13 protein-coding genes are annotated in these 18,435 nt (G+C 63.5%); 6 read left to right on the plus strand and 7 right to left on the minus strand.

Annotated elements, in window-relative coordinates; all coding sequences use genetic code 11:
- Nucleotides 1-5: 5 nt before the first annotated feature.
- The 5 genes from iolD to B0G77_RS12370 form a co-directional block, all read right to left on the minus strand.
- Entirely contained in the window at nt 6-1,988 is a 1,983-nt protein-coding gene (gene iolD, locus B0G77_RS12350) for a 3D-(3,5/4)-trihydroxycyclohexane-1,2-dione acylhydrolase (decyclizing) (protein ID WP_133662387.1), read from the minus strand.
- Nucleotides 1,985-4,021, minus strand: a complete 2,037-nt coding sequence (iolC, locus tag B0G77_RS12355; protein WP_133662388.1) for a 5-dehydro-2-deoxygluconokinase — start codon at nt 4,019-4,021, stop codon at nt 1,985-1,987. The genes iolD and iolC overlap by 4 nt, the downstream gene beginning before the upstream one ends.
- Nucleotides 4,022-4,068: 47 nt before the next feature.
- Nucleotides 4,069-4,911, minus strand: coding sequence for an ATP-binding cassette domain-containing protein (locus tag B0G77_RS12360; RefSeq protein ID WP_243751120.1), 843 nt, complete (start codon nt 4,909-4,911; stop codon nt 4,069-4,071).
- A 23-nt stretch (nt 4,912-4,934) separates the two neighbouring features.
- Complete coding sequence (locus B0G77_RS12365) at nt 4,935-6,125, minus strand: ABC transporter permease (protein ID WP_133662389.1); 1,191 nt, start codon at nt 6,123-6,125, stop codon at nt 4,935-4,937.
- 205 nt (nt 6,126-6,330) lie between these two features.
- Complete coding sequence (locus B0G77_RS12370) at nt 6,331-7,377, minus strand: sugar ABC transporter substrate-binding protein (RefSeq protein ID WP_133662390.1); 1,047 nt, start codon at nt 7,375-7,377, stop codon at nt 6,331-6,333.
- 255 nt (nt 7,378-7,632) lie between these two features.
- Here B0G77_RS12370 and B0G77_RS12375 point away from each other — a divergent pair, with 255 nt between their 5' ends.
- From B0G77_RS12375 to B0G77_RS12390, 4 genes are all read left to right on the plus strand, one after another.
- Nucleotides 7,633-8,514: a MurR/RpiR family transcriptional regulator gene (locus B0G77_RS12375; RefSeq protein ID WP_133662391.1), complete on the plus strand. Its 882-nt coding sequence runs from the start codon at nt 7,633-7,635 to the stop codon at nt 8,512-8,514.
- Nucleotides 8,507-9,529, plus strand: a complete 1,023-nt coding sequence (gene iolG, locus B0G77_RS12380) for an inositol 2-dehydrogenase (protein WP_133662392.1) — start codon at nt 8,507-8,509, stop codon at nt 9,527-9,529. The genes B0G77_RS12375 and iolG overlap by 8 nt, the downstream gene beginning before the upstream one ends.
- Nucleotides 9,530-9,600: 71 nt before the next feature.
- Entirely contained in the window at nt 9,601-10,629 is a 1,029-nt protein-coding gene (locus B0G77_RS12385; protein WP_133662393.1) for a Gfo/Idh/MocA family oxidoreductase, read from the plus strand.
- A 112-nt stretch (nt 10,630-10,741) separates the two neighbouring features.
- Nucleotides 10,742-10,969, plus strand: coding sequence for a sulfurtransferase TusA family protein (locus B0G77_RS12390; RefSeq protein WP_133664118.1), 228 nt, complete (start codon nt 10,742-10,744; stop codon nt 10,967-10,969).
- Between the two features lie 246 nt (nt 10,970-11,215).
- Here B0G77_RS12390 and galU read toward each other — a convergent pair whose 3' ends face one another.
- A complete protein-coding gene (gene galU, locus B0G77_RS12395) occupies nt 11,216-12,097 on the minus strand; it encodes a UTP--glucose-1-phosphate uridylyltransferase GalU (protein ID WP_133662394.1) in 882 nt (293 codons plus the stop codon).
- A gap of 68 nt (nt 12,098-12,165) precedes the next feature.
- Nucleotides 12,166-15,033, minus strand: a complete 2,868-nt coding sequence (locus B0G77_RS12400; protein ID WP_133664119.1) for a valine--tRNA ligase — start codon at nt 15,031-15,033, stop codon at nt 12,166-12,168.
- A gap of 237 nt (nt 15,034-15,270) precedes the next feature.
- On the opposite strand from B0G77_RS12400, the gene B0G77_RS12405 reads away from it, so the two are divergent.
- Nucleotides 15,271-17,628, plus strand: coding sequence for a UvrD-helicase domain-containing protein (locus B0G77_RS12405; RefSeq protein WP_133662395.1), 2,358 nt, complete (start codon nt 15,271-15,273; stop codon nt 17,626-17,628).
- Nucleotides 17,625-18,410 (plus strand): 5'-methylthioadenosine/adenosylhomocysteine nucleosidase, encoded by a 786-nt coding sequence (locus tag B0G77_RS12410; protein WP_133662396.1) that lies wholly within the window; start codon nt 17,625-17,627, stop codon nt 18,408-18,410. The genes B0G77_RS12405 and B0G77_RS12410 overlap by 4 nt, the downstream gene beginning before the upstream one ends.
- The last annotated feature ends 25 nt before the right edge of the window (nt 18,411-18,435 follow it).

Here is an 18,435-nt window from a genome sequence, read left to right on the forward strand (position 1 = left end):
TGTCCTCAATCGTTGGCTGTGTCGTCGGGCGTCCTGCTGCCGGACGCGGTAGTTCCGCCTGCGGTATGGTCGCGCGCGGCGATCTGCGCTTCGTATTTCGCGCGGGCGTCACGAACGGCGGGGCGTGTCGAAACCTCCGGCACGGCAACTTCCCACCACCAGCCGCCGTCGTCGGTCGTGCGGGCGGCGTCGGTGTCGATGCTGATCATGTAGGTGCGCTCGGCGGCGCGCGCGCGTTGCAGCGCGGCCTCGAGCTCGCTCACGTTCGCGACGTGTTCCGCCTGCGCGCCGAGTGAACGCGCATGCGCGGCAAAGTCGACCGCGGGTGCGCCGAGCGGGCCCTGCGCGCAGTCGTCGAACATATTGTTGAACGGTGCGCCGCCGCAGGCCTGCTGCAAACGGTTGATGCAGCCATAACCGCGGTTGTCGAGCACGACGATGATCAGCTTCGCGCCCAGCATCACCGAAGTCGCGATCTCGCTGTTCATCATCAGATAGCTGCCGTCGCCGACCATGACGATGACTTCACGCTCAGGCCACGCAAGTTTCGCGCCGAGCCCGCCGGCGATCTCGTAACCCATGCACGAATAGCCGTACTCGACGTGATAGCCGCCAGGACGGCCCGTGCGCCACAACTTGTGCAGTTCGGCTGGCAGCGTGCCGGCCGCGCAGACGACGATGTCGTCGGTGGTCGAGCGCTCGCTCGAGCGCTGGACGGCGCCGATGACGTCGGCGTCGTATGGCAGCACGCCTTCGCGTTGCGGTGCATGGGTGAGCTTGCCGAGCGTGTCGCGCCATTCCGACGCGAGGGCTTGCGCGCGTGCGGCCCACGACGCGTCGGCGCGCCAGCCTTCGAGGCGCCCGGACAGCATGTCGAGCGTCAGACGGGCATCCGCCTGCACGACAATTCCGCGATGCTTGAGGCCGTCGAACGCGTTCGCGTTGATGCCGATCACGTCGGCCTGCGTGAAGAGTGTGTTGGAACCCGTCGTGAAGTCCTGCAGACGCGTGCCGACGGCGAGCACACAGTCGGCGTCATGGGCGAGCGCGTTTGCCGCAGGCGAACCGGTCACGCCGAGCGCGCCCGCGTTCAGCGGGTCGTCCCATGCCAGCGAGCCTTTGCCGGCCTGCGTCTCGGCGACGGGAATGCCATAGGCCGCTGCGAACGACCGCAGCGCATCGGTTGCGCGGCCGTACAGCACGCCGCCGCCGGCGACGATCATCGGTTGCTTCGCGCGGCGCAGCCGTTCAAGCGCGGCACCGACTTCATGTTCGACCGGCGCGGGCGAGTGGAACGTCACCACGCGCGGGGCAAAGAAGTCCGCCGGATAATCCCACGCCGTAGCCTGCACGTCCTGCGGCAAGGCGAGTGTGACCGGGCCGCATAGCGCCGCATCGGTCAGCACACGCAGCGCGCGTGGCAATGCGCTCAGCAGTTGCGCCGGATGCACGATGCGGTCGAAATAGCGCGACACGGGCTTGAATGCATCGTTTGCGGAGATGCCGCCGTCATGAAAATCCTCGACCTGCTGAAGCACGGGATCCGGCGCGCGCGACACGAAGATGTCGCCCGGCAGCAGCAGGACCGGCAGACGGTTCACGTGCGCAAGCGCTGCTGCGGTGACAAGGTTCGTCGCGCCCGGGCCGATCGAGGTGGTCACCGCCATCATCCGTCGACGGAAATGCGCTTTCGCGTAGGCAATCGCACTGTGCGCCATCGCCTGCTCGTTATGGGCACGCAGCGTCGGCAGTTCGTGACGGTGCTGATACAGCGCTTCCCCGAGACCGGCGACGTTGCCGTGTCCAAAGATCGCAAACACGCCGCCGAACAACGGTTCGGTCCCGCTGCCGTCTTCCGTGACGACGCGCTGGGCAGCGAGATAGCGGACGAGCGCCTGCGCGGCCGTCAGGCGCACGGTGCCGCCGGCCTGGATCGGCGTCGCTTCGGCTGCCGGCGCGCTATCGTGATGCAACACGCGTTGGTTCATGCCGCCTGCTCCTGATGGACATTGTGCGAGTGGCCGACCGGCTCCGCCGGCTGGCCGCGCGCTGCGCGCCACGACGCGATCAGCGTCTCGAACGTGCGTCGAACGCGCGCGATGAGTTCATCGTCGCCGATTTCGCCTGCGAGCCACGCATAGCTCGGCTCGTGGAAGATGGTCCGGCCGACGGTAAAGCCCCGGCACGTCGCCGATGCGGCCGCCGCACGGAACCCGTCACTCAGCTGTTCGACGGCCGCCGACAAACCCAGCAGCACCACACCGCGACAGTAGGGATCGCGCTCGGCGATCAGCGCATCGATCGCCTGCCACTGGCTCGCTTCCATGGGTTCGAGCTTCCACCACTCCGGATAGATGCCGATGTTGTACAGGCGCTTTAGCGCGCGGTACACGGTATCCGGGGCGGCGGGCAGATGCTTCGGAGGAATCACTTCGAGCAGCAGCTCGTGGCCGCTTGCCTGTGTCGCGTCGTACAGCGCGCGCAATTGCGCTTCCTGTTCCAGCCGCTGTTCGATCGGCTCATCAGGATGAAACTGCACGAGGCACTTGGCCACATGTTCGCGCGGCCAGCTGGTCAGCGTCGTACCGATCGAGCGGCCGTGATCGAAGACGAGCGGCACCGAGCCTGGCAATTCGACCGGGCGGCCGATCCACCAGCCGCGTCCCGTCGCTGCGTTCAGTGCGTCCTGTCCGTAGCGGTCGTCGATCAGCACGCCGATACGGCCTTGCAACCCGAGCGCCGCTTCGGTTTGCGACACGGCTTCGACGAACAGCCGCTTGAGATGCGCGATACGCGATTCGTCAGCGCCCGTTTGCTGGGCGAGATCGAAGAACTGGTTGCGATGATCGAACGCAAAGCCGAGCACTTCGTTCCGGCGCGTGCGCGCAGGCGTCACGCGATGCAGGCGCGCGAGCGTCGCGTCGCGATACGGACGGCGCATGCGTTGCGGGTCCGCCTTTGCTTCGCGCAGGAAGTAGTCGAGTTCGGTGGGCGTGGGCATCGCCGGCGCACAGCCGTGGCGCGACACCACCAGCGCGCCGCTCGCGTTCGCGGCGCGCGCACAGGCTTCGAGCGGCTCATCGCGCAGCCAGCCGGAGAGAAAGCCCGAGGCGAACGCATCGCCCGCACCCAGCACGTTCAGCACTTCGACTTCGACGCCGCCCTGGATCGGCAGATCATCGAGCGAGGCGGGCACCTTGCCGTCGATGATCTGACAGCCCAGCGGCCCGCGCTTGACGACGAGTGTCGCTGGCGTCACGGCGCGCACTGCGGCGAGCGCATCGACCAGTTCGGTCTTGCCGCCCGCAATGCGGAATTCTTCTTCGGTGCCGATGATCAGGTCGAAGAGCGGCAGGATGCGCTGCAAATGCGCGGTGACGCCTTCGCTGGCGACGAAGCGCGTCTCGCCGTCCGCCTTGCCTGTCAGGCCCCACAGCACCGGACGGTAGTCGATATCGAGGACCGTGCGAACCTGGTTGCGCCGCGCGTAGTCGAGGGCGCGAAGGCTCGTGCGGTTCACCTGTTCGGTCGAGAAGTGCGTACCGGTGATCAGCAGCGCCCTGGACGACGCGATGAACTGCTCATCGAAATCGGCTTCATCGACGGCCATGTCGGCGCAGTTCTCTCGATAGAAGACGAGCGGAAACGTGTCGCGGTCCTTGAGGCCGAGCAGCACGAGCGCGGTCAGGCGGTCCTGATCGATGCGCACATGGCTGATGTCGCAGCCTTCACTGGCGAGCGTTTCCGTGAGAAAGCGCCCCATATGGTCATTGCCGACGCGCGTGAGCATGGCGGCTTCGAGCCCGAGCCGGGCACAGCCGAACGCGATATTCGCCGAAGACCCGCCCAGATACTTCGCGAAGGTGGAGACATCTTCGAGGCGCGAGCCGACCTGCTGCGCATAGAGGTCAGCGCCGAGCCGGCCGAGGCAGATGACATCGCGGCTACGGCCGGACGCGAACCGGCTCGCGGTCGACAGACCGCTTGCTGCCGGGGCAACGGGATTGCTGGAGATAGCCATGGAATTTCCTGATTGTCGAAGCACCAGATGCACGCGCTGACGATTGCTCAGATCGTCGCGCCTTCGAGTTCGCCCATCATCTTCTGCATCTCGGCGCCGCCAGCCATCATGTCGAGCACCTCATCCTTCGTGATGGTGTCCTTCGTGAAGGTGCCGAGCGATTTACCGCGATTGAGCAGCGTGAACGAATCCCCGATCGGATAGGCGTGGTGCACGTTGTGCGTGATGAAAATCACCGAGATGCCTTTCGCGCGCGCCTTGTGGATCAGCCTCAGCACATTGAAGCTCTGCTTGACGCCGAGCGCCGCGGTCGGTTCGTCAAGGATCAGCACGCGTGCGCCGAAGTGAATCGCCCGCGCGATCGCGAGGCATTGCTTTTCACCGCCGGACATCGTGCCGATCGGCTGATGCGGGTCGCGCACGTTGATGCCCATTTCCGCGAGCTTTTCGCGTGAGGCGGTTGCGCAATGGTCGAGGTCCATCACGTTGATCAAGCCGAACAGCTTCTTCTGCGGCTCGCGTCCCATGAAGAAGTTGCGCGCCACCGAGAGCAGCGGCACCAGCGCCAGATCCTGATAGACGGTCGCGATGCCGAGATCGAGCGCGTCTTTCGGCGACGTGAAGTGGACCGGTTTGCCGTCCACGCGGTAGACGCCTTTGCTCGGCGTATATACGCCCGCGAGCGTCTTGATCAGCGTCGACTTGCCCGCGCCGTTGTCGCCCAGAAGGCAATGCACTTCGCCGCGTTTCAGTTTGATCGTGACGTCGTTCAGCGCAATGATGTTGCCGAAATAGCGGCTGACGTTTTCAAGCGCCAGGATGTAGCCCTCGCCGGCTTCCTGCTGCGCCTGTGACTGTGACTGTTGCTGCTGCGACTGTTGCTGTTGCATGGCGGTCATCATCAACTCCTTGTCTAGCGGGACGCCGCCACGCGGCTGCGCACGTAGTGGTTAAAGAGCACGGCGAAGAGCAGCATCACGCCAAGGAACACGCGGAACCAGTCGGAATCGATATTCGTGTAGGTGATGCCGATCTGCACGACGCCGAAGATCAGTGCGCCAAAGCTGGCGCCGACCACCGAGCCGTAGCCGCCCGTCAGCAGTGTGCCGCCGATCACCGCGGCGATGATCGCTTCGAATTCGGCCTGCAGACCGCGGTCGGCGGCCGCCGAACCGATGTCGCACACCTGCAGCACGGAATACAGGCACGCGCAGAACGCGGTCAGCACGAAGAGCGAAATCTTGACGCGCCGCACCGGCACACCGACGTTCTTGGCAGCGTTGGCGTCGCCGCCTACCGCGAAGATCCAGTTGCCAAAGCGCGTTCTCGCCAGCACGAAAGCGCAGACGACGGCAAGCGCAAGCCACCACAGCAGCACTTTCGGAATGCCTGGAACGAGCGGCACGCCGGTGTCCAGCATCTTCACGAGACCGATATGGCCGAGCCACAGGAAGAAGCCCTTGAACGCCACACCCTGGAAAAACGTGTGCGCGAACCAGTCCTGCCTTGCGACGTCGCCGACACCCGAAATGATCGTGCGATCGGCGAACATGACCGACAGCGCCAGCGTCAGTCCGCGCAGAATGAACAGGAAGGCGAGCGTCACGATGAACGACGGCAGGCGCGTGCGCATCACCAGATAGCCGTTGAGCGCGCCGAGCAGCATCGAACCGACGAATGCGAACAGGATGGCGAGTGCGATCGGCCAATGGAAATACATCGTCGGCAGCGCGACCATCATTCCGGAGAAGCCGATCATCGAACCGATAGACAGATCGAATTCACCGGCAATCATCAGCAGACATGCGCCAACCGAGATCAGACCCAGATAGGCGGCGACCTGCGACCAGTTCATCACGCCATCGAGGTTGAACATCCCCGAGTTGCCGGCCGACAGGCCGAACACCAGGAACACCATCACCGTGCCAGCCAGCGCAGCAAATTCAGGCCGGTTCAGCAGATGCCGGAACCACGATTCCTTGCGAACCCGTTCATCGGATGCTCCGGCAGGCGCCGCGGAAGCCGCGTTCGCATTCGCCGGATCCTGCGGGTCGGTCGGGGGATGCTTGCGGGGATTGGCGTGGAAAAGATTGGCTACGCCCATTGACGCTCTCCTTGGTACACCGCCAGGCACCCGGGTGTGGCGGAAGCCTGTACGGCGCTTAAAGCCCGTTCGATGCACGTGAATGCATCGGGATCGTTACGAAAGGGCGAGTGCCGGCCAGACCAGCTGCCGCCGGCCGGAACCCGCTTTCCTGATGTCTGCCGCGACCGGGGTACCGGCGCGGCGTTCCTGCACGATGCGTTCCTCAGCGGTACTGACCGGCGTACTTCAGCACCTTGTCGACATTGGCTTTTGTAATGAAGCCAGGGCCCGAACCGATATTGCGCGGTCCATAGGAGGGTTCCAGCCCGTATGTGGCGAGGCGCTCCTTGAACTTCGGGTTAGCCTGGAGGGCCTGGCGGATCTTCGCCGGGTCGGTGGTGTGCTCCTTCTTCACGATGGCCAGCACCGCGACCGGGATATAACCCTGCAGATACGGCTGCTGGTCGATGGCGAACTGGATCGTGCCATCCTGGATGCCCTTGGCGATGTCATCGTCGAAGTCGAAAGTGGCAAACCAGATCTTGCCGGCGAGGCCCATCTGTTGCAGCGCCTTGATCGTCGGATCAGCTGACAGCGGCCCGAGCGTCAGCACGGCCTGGGTGTTCGGGTGATTGCGCAGGAACGCACTCACTTTCGACTGGACACCGGTCGGGTCCTGGCCGGTATCGAGCGTCGAGTTCTTGAAGTTGACGCCGATCGCATCCGCAAAGCCGCGGCAGCGTTCGAACGAGGCCGGGTTGGTTGCATAGTGGTTGACGCACAGGAACGACTTGATGCCCGCTGCTTTCGCCTTTTCACCCGCCGCCTTGCCGGCCGCGTATTCAGGCTGGCCGACGTGCATGATCGCGCCGAGCTGGGCGCTCTGTTCTTCCGTGCCGGAGTTGATCGTGACGAGCGGAATCTTCTTGGCTGTCACCTTGCCGATCGAGCTTTTCAGCACGTCGAAGTCGGCGATCGTCACGACCACGCCGTCGTAGTTGCGTGCTGCGGCCTGTTCGATCAGGCGGGCCATGTCGGCGATGTCGCCGTTCGGCGGGTTGCGATAGTCGGTCTCGACGTTGAAGTCCTCGTCGGCCTGCTTGATCGCGTTCTTGATGGTGTTCCACCACGAGTCAGAATCCGGCGCGTGACTGACCAGCACGAAGTGCCCATCCGCCGCCTGAGCGGACGACGCCGCCCCAAAGCCGGCGGACAGCGCGAGTGCCGCAACCAGAATCCTGAGCGAAGCCTTGCCCTTGCAAAGTCTCATTGTCTCCACCTTTCTCGGTCTGTCGTTATTAAAGGGAGCGTGAGGTTTGCCGTCCGGGTTTGGCACGGCACACCGTCGCTCACGACCAAGATTAGGACATCTTCAGGGCGTGTGCAATGAAAATTTCAACATTTAAAAAAATAGAAAATACGTTCCATTTGTTCGTTTGCCTGCCTATAATCGGCAGCGTCGACGCAGTGTTCAGAGCGGTCGCAAACCCTTGATGCAGCGCGGAAAGTGCACAAAGGAATACCCATGGCGGAAGACAACACGGACGAACTGCCCAGCGTCGAAGAATTGATGCAGCGCATCGCGGAAAACTACGAATCGCTGCCGCGACAGCTGAAGAGTGTGGCGACGTATCTCGAGCAGCATCGATCGAGCGTGATGGTCGATCGCACCAGCGATATCGCCGCGAGTTGCGGCGTGCATCCGTCGGCGGTGGTGCGCTTCGCGCAGCGTTTCGGCTTTTCGGGCTTCTCCGATCTGCAGGCGGTGTTCAGGCAGGCTTATACGGGGCAGGGCACGTCGTCCCCCAGCTATCAGCAGCGCATCCGCAAGCTGATCGACGAAAAGCCGGGTGCGCTGTCGGGTGGCGCGGTGGCGCGCGAGTTTGTGGCGGCGTGTCGCGGCGGGCTGGATGAACTGGAAGAAAGTCTCGACGACGCGCAGTTCGAAGCCGCGGTGAAGATGCTTCAGCAGGCCGAGAACATCTACGTGATCGGCGTGCGCCGGTCGTTTCCGGTGGCGAGCTACATCGTGTATGCGTTGCAGCATACGCCGAAGCGCGTGCATCTCGTGTCGGGGTTCGGCGGCATGTATCGCGAACAGATTCGCAGCGTGAAGAAGGGCGACGTCGTGATTGCGATCAGCTTCGCCCCGTACGGGAAGGAAACGCAGTATTGCCTGCGCATTGCGCATCACCACCAGGCGAAGACGCTCGTCATCACCGACAGCCAGCTTTCGCCGCTGCTCCGTTACGCGAGCGCGCAACTTTATGTGAAGGAAGGGAGCGCGTTCGCGTTCCGTTCGCTCACGAGCACCATCTGCCTGTGCCAGGCGCTGTTCATCGCGCTCGCGTACAAGCTTGAGCTAAACGTCGAAGAATCGAAGGATATTGGAGGCTACGATGACTGATGCGGTAAAGACAGGGGACACGATGATCGAAGTTGCGGTGTTCGGCGCGGGCCGGATCGGCCGGATTCATGCGGCGAATCTCGCGCGGCAGCCGGGTGTGCGGCTCAAGTACGTGGTCGACGTGAACCGCGAGGCGGCAGCGGCGCTTGCCGGAATGCATGGCGCGCAGGTCGCGGATGTCGACGGTGCGATGGGCGACCCGTCGATCGGCGCAACAGTGATCTGCTCGAGCACCGATACGCACGCCGATCTGATCCTGCAATCGGCCGCGCAGAAGAAGCATGTGTTTTGCGAAAAGCCGGTCGACCTCACGCTCGAGCGCGCGCAGGCGTGCGCGACGGCGGTGGAGAAGGCGGGTGTCGTCTGCATGATCGGCTTCCAGCGACGCTTCGATCCGACTTTTTCAGCAGTGAAAGCGCGCATCGACGCGGGCGAAATCGGCGCGCCGGAAATGCTAGTGGTGACGAGCCGCGATCCGGGGGCGCCGCCCGTCGAGTACATCCGGCATTCGGGCGGTATCTTCAAGGACATGCTGATCCACGATTTCGATATCTTCCGCTGGATACTCGACGACGAAGCCGATACGTTGCACGCGACCGGCAGTTGTCTCTCCGATCCGGCGATTGCCGATGCGGGCGATATCGATTCGACGGCTGTCACGATCCGCACCCGACGCGGCCGGCTGTGCCAGATCAATACGGCGCGTCGAGCGGCCTATGGCTACGACCAGCGCTTCGAGGTGCTGGGCAGCGACGGCATGCTGCAGGCGGGCAATGTGCGTCCGACCGAAGTCGTCGCCTACTCGAAGACCGCCGTTTCGAGCGACGTCCCCGAGGCGTTCTTCCTCGAGCGTTATCGCGCCGCCTACGCGCTGGAGATCGCGCATTTCTTCGACGCCGTGACGAACGGCAAGCCGGTACGTACGACAGTCGCCGACGGCCTGAAGGCGCTGGAACTGGCCGAAGCCGCGACGCGCTCATGGCGTGAAGGCCGGGCGGTCAAGATCGGCGAGTGAATGGCTGGAACGGCTGGGACGGCCCAGCGGGTGTGCAGGGTAACCAGGCAACAGGGTAAGGAGACATCCTGATGACGACAACGGTATCGGACGTGCGGGTGGGTGTGGTCGGCCTTGGCCGGCTCGGCAAACGGCACGCACAGAATCTGGCTTGGCGCGTGCCGGGCGCATCGCTTGCGGCCGCATGCAGTCCGCTCGAGGATGAGCTCGAATGGGCACGCGGTGCGCTGCCTGCGCCACGGCTGTATCGCGACTATGCCGCGCTGCTCGACGATCGTGACGTGGATGCGGTGTGGCTCGTGACGCCGTCGGCGCTTCACGCGCAACAGATCGTCGATGCGCTGCGCGCGGGCAAGCATGTGTTTTGCGAGAAGCCGTTGTCGCTCGACGTCGCGGAATGCGAACGCGTGCTGGAAGAGGCGGCGCGCTATCCGCATCTGCGTGTGACCATCGGCTTCATGCGACGCTTCGATCCGAGCTATCGCGATGCATTCGAGCGTATCGAGGCAGGCGGCATCGGCCGGCCGTTCATGGTCCGCTCGCAGACCTGCGACAAGAATGATCCCGAGGGCTTCTTCGTGCGCTTCGCGCCCACGTCGGGCGGGATTTTTCTGGATTGCAGCGTGCACGATATCGATGTCGCGCGCTGGCTGCTCGGCAATCCACGCGCAACGCGCGTATTCGCGAGCGGCACGATCGCGCTGCACGAAGGGTTGCGCGAATTCGGCGATGTCGACAATGGCGTCGCGATCTGCGAATTCGAAGGCGGACAACTGGCGATGTTCTTTGCGTCGCGGACAATGGCGCATGGCAACGACACCGGCAGCGAGGTGATCGGCACGGCAGGCGCACTTGCGATCGGGCGCATTCCGAGGCTGAACCGTGTCGAGATCGCCGATGCCGGCGGCGTGCGCACCGAATGTACGCCGACTTTCTTTGAACGTTTCGAAGACGCCTTTCTGTGCGAGGCGCAGGCGTTCGTGGCGGCTGTGCAGGGTGGCGCGCAGGCGGGCGCGAGTCTCGCGGACGCGCTCGAAGCGACGCGTATCGGCAGCGCAATGCGGGCGTCGCTCGCGAGCGGGCAACCTGTGCTTCTATGAGGCGGGTGGTGTGTGCGCTGGGGCAGAGCGTATCCGGGGTGGCTGCGGTAGAATTTGACGCTCTCATGGCGTCTTGCTGACGCCCCCACCCGAAGGTCGATACCCGATGCAGATCCAGGTTCACAAGGAAGTCGATGCGCGCGGGCTGAATTGCCCGTTGCCCATCCTGCGCGCCAAGAAGGCGCTTGCCGATATGGAAAGCGGCCAGATTCTGAAGGTGCTCGCCACCGATCCGGGCTCGCAACGTGATTTCGCAGCGTTCGCGAAACAGACCGGCAATGAAATCGTCGAAGTTTCGACGCAGGACAAGACGTTCGTGTTTTTGATGCGGCGGCGGTAGCGCGCCGTCCGCGCCATGCATCTTCCTCGCTGGCGGTTTGATAGTCCCGCGCTTGACCAGTTCAGTGCGGGATAGCGGGGGATCGGCTGGGTTGAGGAGGAGAGGCGTGCGTTTGCCTCGCCCGGTTGATGTCTGGCTGGTGCCAGAGAGTCCAGCAAAAAAGAAAGGCGCTGTGTCCGCATCGAGCGGTTCGCACAGCGCCTTGCGCCAACTACTGCTGCAGTAGCCGATGCCGATACGTCGTGATCAACCCGCGAGCACCGGCGAGCGCGTGCGCAGATATTCTTCGAAATCAGCCGCCACTTCCGGGTGACGCAGCGCAAACTCCACCGTCGCTTTCAGATACCCGAGCTTGCTGCCGCAATCGAAACGCGTGCCGTGATACTTGTACGCGAGCACCTGCTCGTCGGCGAGCAGTGACTGGATCGCATCCGTCAACTGCAATTCGCCACCCGCGCCCGGCTTGATCGCGCGAATATGGTCGAAGATGCGCGGCTTCAGCACATAACGTCCCACCACGCCGAGATTCGAAGGCGCGACTTCGGGCGCCGGCTTTTCGACGATGCCGGACATCTTGATGATCGAATCCTCCCACTCCTTGCCCTCGACGATGCCGTAAGACTTCGTCTCCTCGTGCGGGATCTCTTCGACGCCGATCACCGAGCTGTGATAGTGATCGAACACCTCGATCATCTGCTGCATGACTGGCGGCTTGCCGTACAGCAGGTCGTCCGCGAGGATGACGGCAAACGGGTTGTCACCGACCAGCTTCTCGGCGCACAGCACCGCATGGCCCAGACCGAGTGCTTCCGGCTGACGCACATAGAAGCAGTCGACGTGGCTCGGCTTGATGCTGCGCACGAGTTCCAGCAACTTGGCCTTGCCGCGCGCCTCGAGTTCCGCCTCGATCTCATACGACTTGTCGAAGTGATCTTCGATCGCGCGCTTGCTGCGACCGGTGACGAAGATCATTTCCGTGATGCCGGCCGCCATCGCCTCTTCCACTGCGTACTGGATCAGCGGCTTGTCGACGATGGGCAGCATCTCCTTCGGGCTCGCCTTGGTAGCGGGGAGGAACCGGGTGCCCAAACCTGCTACCGGAAAGACTGCTTTTGTAACTTTTAGCATGTGATTACCCTGATCCTCTGGTTACGGCGCGTGCGTCTATCGCCAGTTATCGCACACATGGCGCGGTTTCAGGCGGGCAGACGCGCGAGTTGCGCGTTCAGCTTGCCGATGGTGGTCTCGTATTCTGCCAGCCTTTTCTGCTCCTGCTCAACGACCGCAGGCGGGGCTTTTGCAACAAAACTCTCATTCTGCAGCTTGGCGTTACATTTCACCACTTCTGCCGTCAATCGTGCGATCTCTTTCGACAGACGCTCCCGTTCGGCGGCGACATCGATCTCGACCTTCAGCACGAGCTTGTCACGGCCAACGATAGCAATCGGCGCGCCAGCTGCCTGCGCATCGAGCGTTGCTTCGTCGGCGATGATCTGGACCTCTGACAGACGGGCCAGCGCCTGGGCATAGGGCGCGAACGTTCGCAGACGCTCGGCATTGCCGGTTGCCAGCAGCGGCACTTTCGTTGCTGGCGACAGGCTCATCTCGCCGCGCAGGTTCCGCGCCGCATCGATCACAGCCTTCAGGTCGGTCACCCACTGCTCGGCGGCTTCGTCGATCTTTTTCGGCTCGGCCACCGGGTAGCGCTGCACCATGAGCGAGGCTTCGCCTTCCGCAAGGCCTTCCGGATAGCTTGCCGCGAGCGGCGCCACCTTCTGCCAGAGCGCTTCGGTGATGAACGGAATCACTGGGTGCGCCAGGCGCAGCACGGTTTCCAGCACACGTAACAGGGTGCGGCGCGTGGCACGCTGCTGCTCCGGCATACCCATCTGGATCTGGACCTTCGCGAGTTCGAGATACCAGTCACAGTATTCGTCCCACACGAATTTGTATATGGCGTTCGCCACATTGTCGAAGCGGTAGTCGGCGAAGCCTTTTGCGACTTCGGCTTCGACGCGCTGCAGGTGCGACACGATCCAGCGGTCCGCCTGCGAGAAATCGAGGTAAGCGCCCGGGCCACATGGGCTTGTCGAGCATTCTTCCGGCTTGCCGAAGCCGCAGTCGTGGCCTTCGCAGTTCATCAGCACGAAGCGCGTGGCGTTCCACAGCTTGTTGCAGAAGTTGCGATACCCCTCGCAGCGCGAGAGGTCGAAGTTGACATTGCGCCCGAGCGTCGCCATCGAGGCCATCGTGAATCGCAGCGCATCGGTGCCGAACGCCGGAATGCCATCGGGGAATTCCTTGCGCGTCTTCTTTTCGATACTGGCGGCCTGCTTCGGATTCATCAGGCCGGTGGTGCGCTTCGCGACCAGCGCATCGAGATCGATGCCGTCGACGATATCGATCGGGTCGAGCGTGTTGCCCTTGCTCTTCGACATCTTCTGACCCTCGGCATCGCGCACGAGCCCGTGCACGTACACGGTGTCAAATGGCACCTTGCCGGTGAAGTGCGTGGTCATCATGACCATGCGCGCGACCCAGAAGAAGATGATGTCGAAGCCCGTCACCAGCACGGACGACGGCAGGAAATGCTTCAGTTCTTCGGTCTCGTTGGGCCATCCCAGCGACGAGAAGGGCACGAGCGCCGACGAGAACCACGTGTCGAGCACGTCGTCGTCGCGCTTGAGCTGGCCGGTGTAGCCTCTCGCGACCGCCTGCGCTTTCGCTTCTTCTTCGCTCTTCGCCACGAAGATTTCGCCGTTCTCGCCATACCAGGCCGGAATCTGGTGGCCCCACCACAGCTGGCGCGAGATACACCAGTCCTGGATGTTTTCGAGCCACTGGTAGTACGTGGTGGTCCAGTTTTCCGGAACGAACCTGATTTCGCCGCTGCGCACGACATCGAGCGCCGTTTCCGCAATCGACTTGCCCGGATTGAGCGTGCCTTCGGGCGCAGGCTTGCTCATCGCGACGAACCACTGATCGGTCAGCATCGGCTCGATGACGACACCGGTGCGGTCGCCACGCGGCACCATCAGCTTGTGCGGCTTCACCGACTCGAGCAGGCCCAGCGCTTCGAGATCGGCCACGACATGCTTGCGGGCCTCGAAGCGGTCCATGCCGCGGTACGCTTTGGGCGCGTTGTCGTTGATCTTCGCGTCCAGCGTGAGGATTTCGATCTGCGGCAGCTTGTGGCGCTGGCCGACCTGGTAGTCGTTGAAATCGTGCGCGGGTGTCACTTTCACGACGCCCGTACCGAATTCGCGGTCGACGTAGTCGTCGGCGATGATGGGAATCTCGCGGCCAGTCAGCGGCAGCTTGACGGTCTTGCCGATCAGGTGCGCGTAGCGTTCGTCTTCCGGGTGGACCATGGCGGCGACGTCGCCCAGCATCGTCTCGGGACGCGTCGTGGCGACGGTCAGGTGGCCGGAGCCGTCGGCCAGCGGGTAATGGATATGCCACAGGTGGCCGTTTTCTTCCTCGCTGACAACTTCCAGATCGGACACGGCGGTGAGCAGCACCGGGTCCCAGTTGACGAGGCGCTTGCCGCGATAGATCAGACCCTGTTCATACAGGCGGACGAAAACATCGCGCACGGCGGCCGACATCCTATCGTCCATCGTAAAGTACTCACGCGACCAGTCGACCGATGCGCCGAGCCGCCGCACCTGCTTCGTGATGCTCGAGCCGGACTCCTGCTTCCATTCCCACACGCGCTCGATGAACTTCTCGCGGCCGAGGTCATGGCGCGAGATTTTCTGCGCATCCAGCTGCCGTTCGACGACAATCTGCGTGGCGATCCCTGCGTGGTCGGTGCCCGGCAGCCACAGCGTGTTTTCGCCAAGCATGCGGTGATAGCGCGTGAGGCCGTCCATGATCGTCTGGTTGAACGCGTGGCCCATGTGCAGCGTGCCCGTGACGTTCGGCGGCGGCAGTTGGATCGAGAAATCCTTGCGCTCCGCAGCCATGGCCGGCGCGGCATAGCCGCGCTTTTCCCACTCGGGACCCCAGTAGCTCTCGATGATATTGGGCTCGAAACTCTTGGCCAGCGTGCTGTCGCTCATTGTTGGAAGTCTGCTGAAAAATTCGTGAATAGGCGGGAATGCCGCAATTATAAAGGCTGGCGGCGGCCAGGCGGCGCGCAGCCCCGACGGTTGGCCATCCGGCCAGGGTGCGGCGCGAGGGATGTGGCCTCTGCACTGGCCGTTCGGCCAGCGCTCGCCGGCACATTCAGCGCCGGGACTTATAATGTCGGACGACCCGCCATAAGGCTGCACGACCCGCTGTTTTCCCCATCTCACATGCCCGATCTGCTCGCAAACCTGAACCCTGAACAACACGCTGCCGTCACGTTACCGAACGAGCCGGCACTCATTCTGGCAGGCGCCGGCAGTGGCAAGACGCGCGTCCTCATCACACGGATCGCGTGGCTGATCCAGCACGGCTTCGCCTCGCCGGCTACGATTCTCGCCGTCACGTTCACGAACAAGGCCGCCCGCGAGATGATGTCGCGCCTGTCGGCGTTGTTGCCCATCGACACGCGCGGTATGTGGATCGGCACGTTTCACGGCCTGTGCAACCGGATGCTGCGCGCGCATCACCGCGACGCCGGGCTGCCGGCCACGTTCCAGATTCTCGACACTGCCGATCAGCTCTCGGCAATCAAGCGTCTGATGAAGGGCCTTAACATCGACGACGAGAAATATCCGGCGAAGAACCTGCAGTACTTCATCAACAACGCGAAAGAGCAGGGGCTGCGTCCGAAAGACGTCGATGCGACCGACAATTTCAACCGGAAATTCGTCGAACTGTATGAAGCGTACGACCAGCAGTGCCAGCGCGAAGGCGTGGTGGATTTTCCGGAACTGCTGCTGCGCTGCTACGAACTGCTCGCGCACAATCCGCCGCTGCGCGCGCACTATCAGGCGCGTTTCAGGCACATTCTCGTCGACGAGTTTCAGGACACCAACAAGCTCCAGTACACGTGGCTCAAGCTGCTCGCCGGCCAGACGAATTCGATTTTCGCCGTCGGCGACGACGACCAGTCGATCTATGCCTTCCGGGGCGCGAACGTCGGCAATATGCGCGACTTCGAGCAGGAATTCAACGTGCGGCACCTCATCAAGCTGGAGCAGAACTACCGCTCGCACGGCCACATCCTCGATGCGGCGAATCAGCTGATTGCGAACAACTCGCGGCGTCTTGGCAAGAACCTGCGCACCGACGCGGGCCATGGCGAACCCGTGCGCGTCTACGAGGCCGCCACCGATACCCAGGAGGCGGGCTGGATCGTCGAAGAGATCAAGGCGCTGATCAACACCGGCCTGTCGCGCAGCGAAATCGCCGTGCTGTACCGGAGCAACGCGCAGTCGCGCACGATCGAACATACGCTCGTGAACGTGGGCATTCCTTATCGCGTGTATGGCGGCCTGCGTTTTTTCGAGCGGCAGGAAGTGAAGCACGCGCTCGCCTACCTGCGCCTGATCGACAACCCGAACGACGACACTGCGTTCGCGCGCGTCGTCAATTTTCCGACGCGCGGAATCGGGGCGCGATCGATCGAACAGCTGGCGGATTCGGCCCGGGTCTACAGCGTGTCGATGGCCGCGGCCATTCCGTATGTCACCGGCAAGGCCGGCTCGAGCCTCGGCAGCTTTGCGAACCTGATCGCGAAGATGCGCGCTGAAACGCAGCAGATGAGCCTGCCGGAAACGGTCGAGTACGTGGTTCGGGTGAGTGGCCTCGCCGAGTTTTACCAGAACGAGCGCGAAGGTCAGGACCGGCTGGAAAACCTGCAGGAACTGGTCAACGCGGCGGCGGCGTTTGTCAGCGAAGAGGGTTACGGTCTCGACACGCCGGCGCGTTCGATCCCCTTGCGTCCGGGTGCGACTGCTGCGCCGGAGCTGGTTGCCGCCACCGACGATCCCACCACCGTGGTGCTCGATGCGGCGTCGCCCACCGACCCCGCGCAAAACCCCGACACGATGACGCCGCTTGCGGGCTTCCTGTCGCACGCATCGCTCGAAGCTGGCGACAACCAGGCGCAGGCCGGCCAGGAAGCCGTTCAGCTGATGACGGTGCATGCGGCGAAGGGGCTCGAATTCACGGCGGTGTTCATCACCGGCCTGGAGGAGGGCCTCTTCCCGCACGAGAACAGCGCGATGGAAACGGATGGTCTGGAGGAGGAGCGGCGCCTCGCTTATGTCGCGATCACCCGGGCCAAGGAACGGCTCTATCTGTCGTTCGCGCAGAGTCGGATGCTGCACGGCCAGACGCGCTACAACATCCGCTCGCGCTTTTTCGACGAGCTGCCGCAGGAAACGTTGAAGTGGCTCACGCCGAAGGTCGAGGCGGGGGCGCGCTGGGGCGGCCGCTCGGACAATGCCGGCTACGGGCGTGACTGGTTCGCACGCCCGGACCGTCAGCAGGGCTATGGCGGGGCGGCAACTTCCGCGCCGCTGCCGGCCTTTGCCAACGAGCAGCGGGCGGCGGAAACCGGCTTCCGTATCGGTCAGCAGGTGTTCCACACAAAGTTCGGTGAAGGCACGATTACCGCCCTCGAAGGGAGCGGCGCCGATGGGAAGGCGCAGGTCAAGTTCAAGCGGCATGGCGAGAAGTGGCTGGCGCTCGCGGTGGCCAAGCTGCAGGCTGTCGAATGAGCGCGCCTGTCGAAGCTGATGTCACGGGCCGTCGCGTGCTTGGTGTGCTGGCGGCATTGCCGCAGGAACTCGGTGATCTGGTCGAGGCGATGCGGGCCGAGTCGGGCGTGCGCACGGTCACGCTTGGCCGGCGTGACTATCACGTTGGCACGGTGCACGGCACGCCATGCGTCGTGACACTTGCGCGGGTCGGCAAGGTCGCCGCGGCGGCGACGGTCAGCGCGTTGATTCACGCATTCGAGGTCGAAGCAGTCGTGTTCACCGGGGTTGCCGGCGGTGTCGGGCGCGACGTGCGGATCGGCGATATCGTCGTCGCCGATGCGTTGATGCAGCACGACCTCGATGCGTCGCCGCTTTTTCCCCGCTTCGAAGTGCCGCTACTGGGTGTGACGCGCTTTGTTGCCGATCAGTCGTTGTCGGCGCAGCTTGCCGATGCGTGCGCGTGCTTCGTCGCGGAAGAGGGCGTCACGCTTGCAGCGCGCTTTGCGACGGCAATGCCGCGGGTGCATCGCGGGCTCGTGATCAGTGGCGACCAGTTTGTCGCGAGTGCCGCGGCAGTCGAGGCGCTGCGTGAAGCCCTGCCGGATGCGCTTGCAGTCGAAATGGAAGGCGCGGCCATTGCGCAGGTATGTTACGAATACGGAGTGCCGTGCGCGATCGTGCGCACGGTTTCCGATACCGCCGATGCCCACGCGCCGACCTCGTTCGCAACGTTTCTGACGGATATCGCCGGCACGTACTCGAACGGTATCCTTTCGCGGTTTCTGCAGGCGCGGGTTTGATGGAGTGAGTGTCACGCCGGTGGGC

This window comes from Paraburkholderia sp. BL10I2N1 (genome assembly GCF_004361815.1).
Classification (GTDB): Bacteria; Pseudomonadota; Gammaproteobacteria; order Burkholderiales; family Burkholderiaceae; genus Paraburkholderia.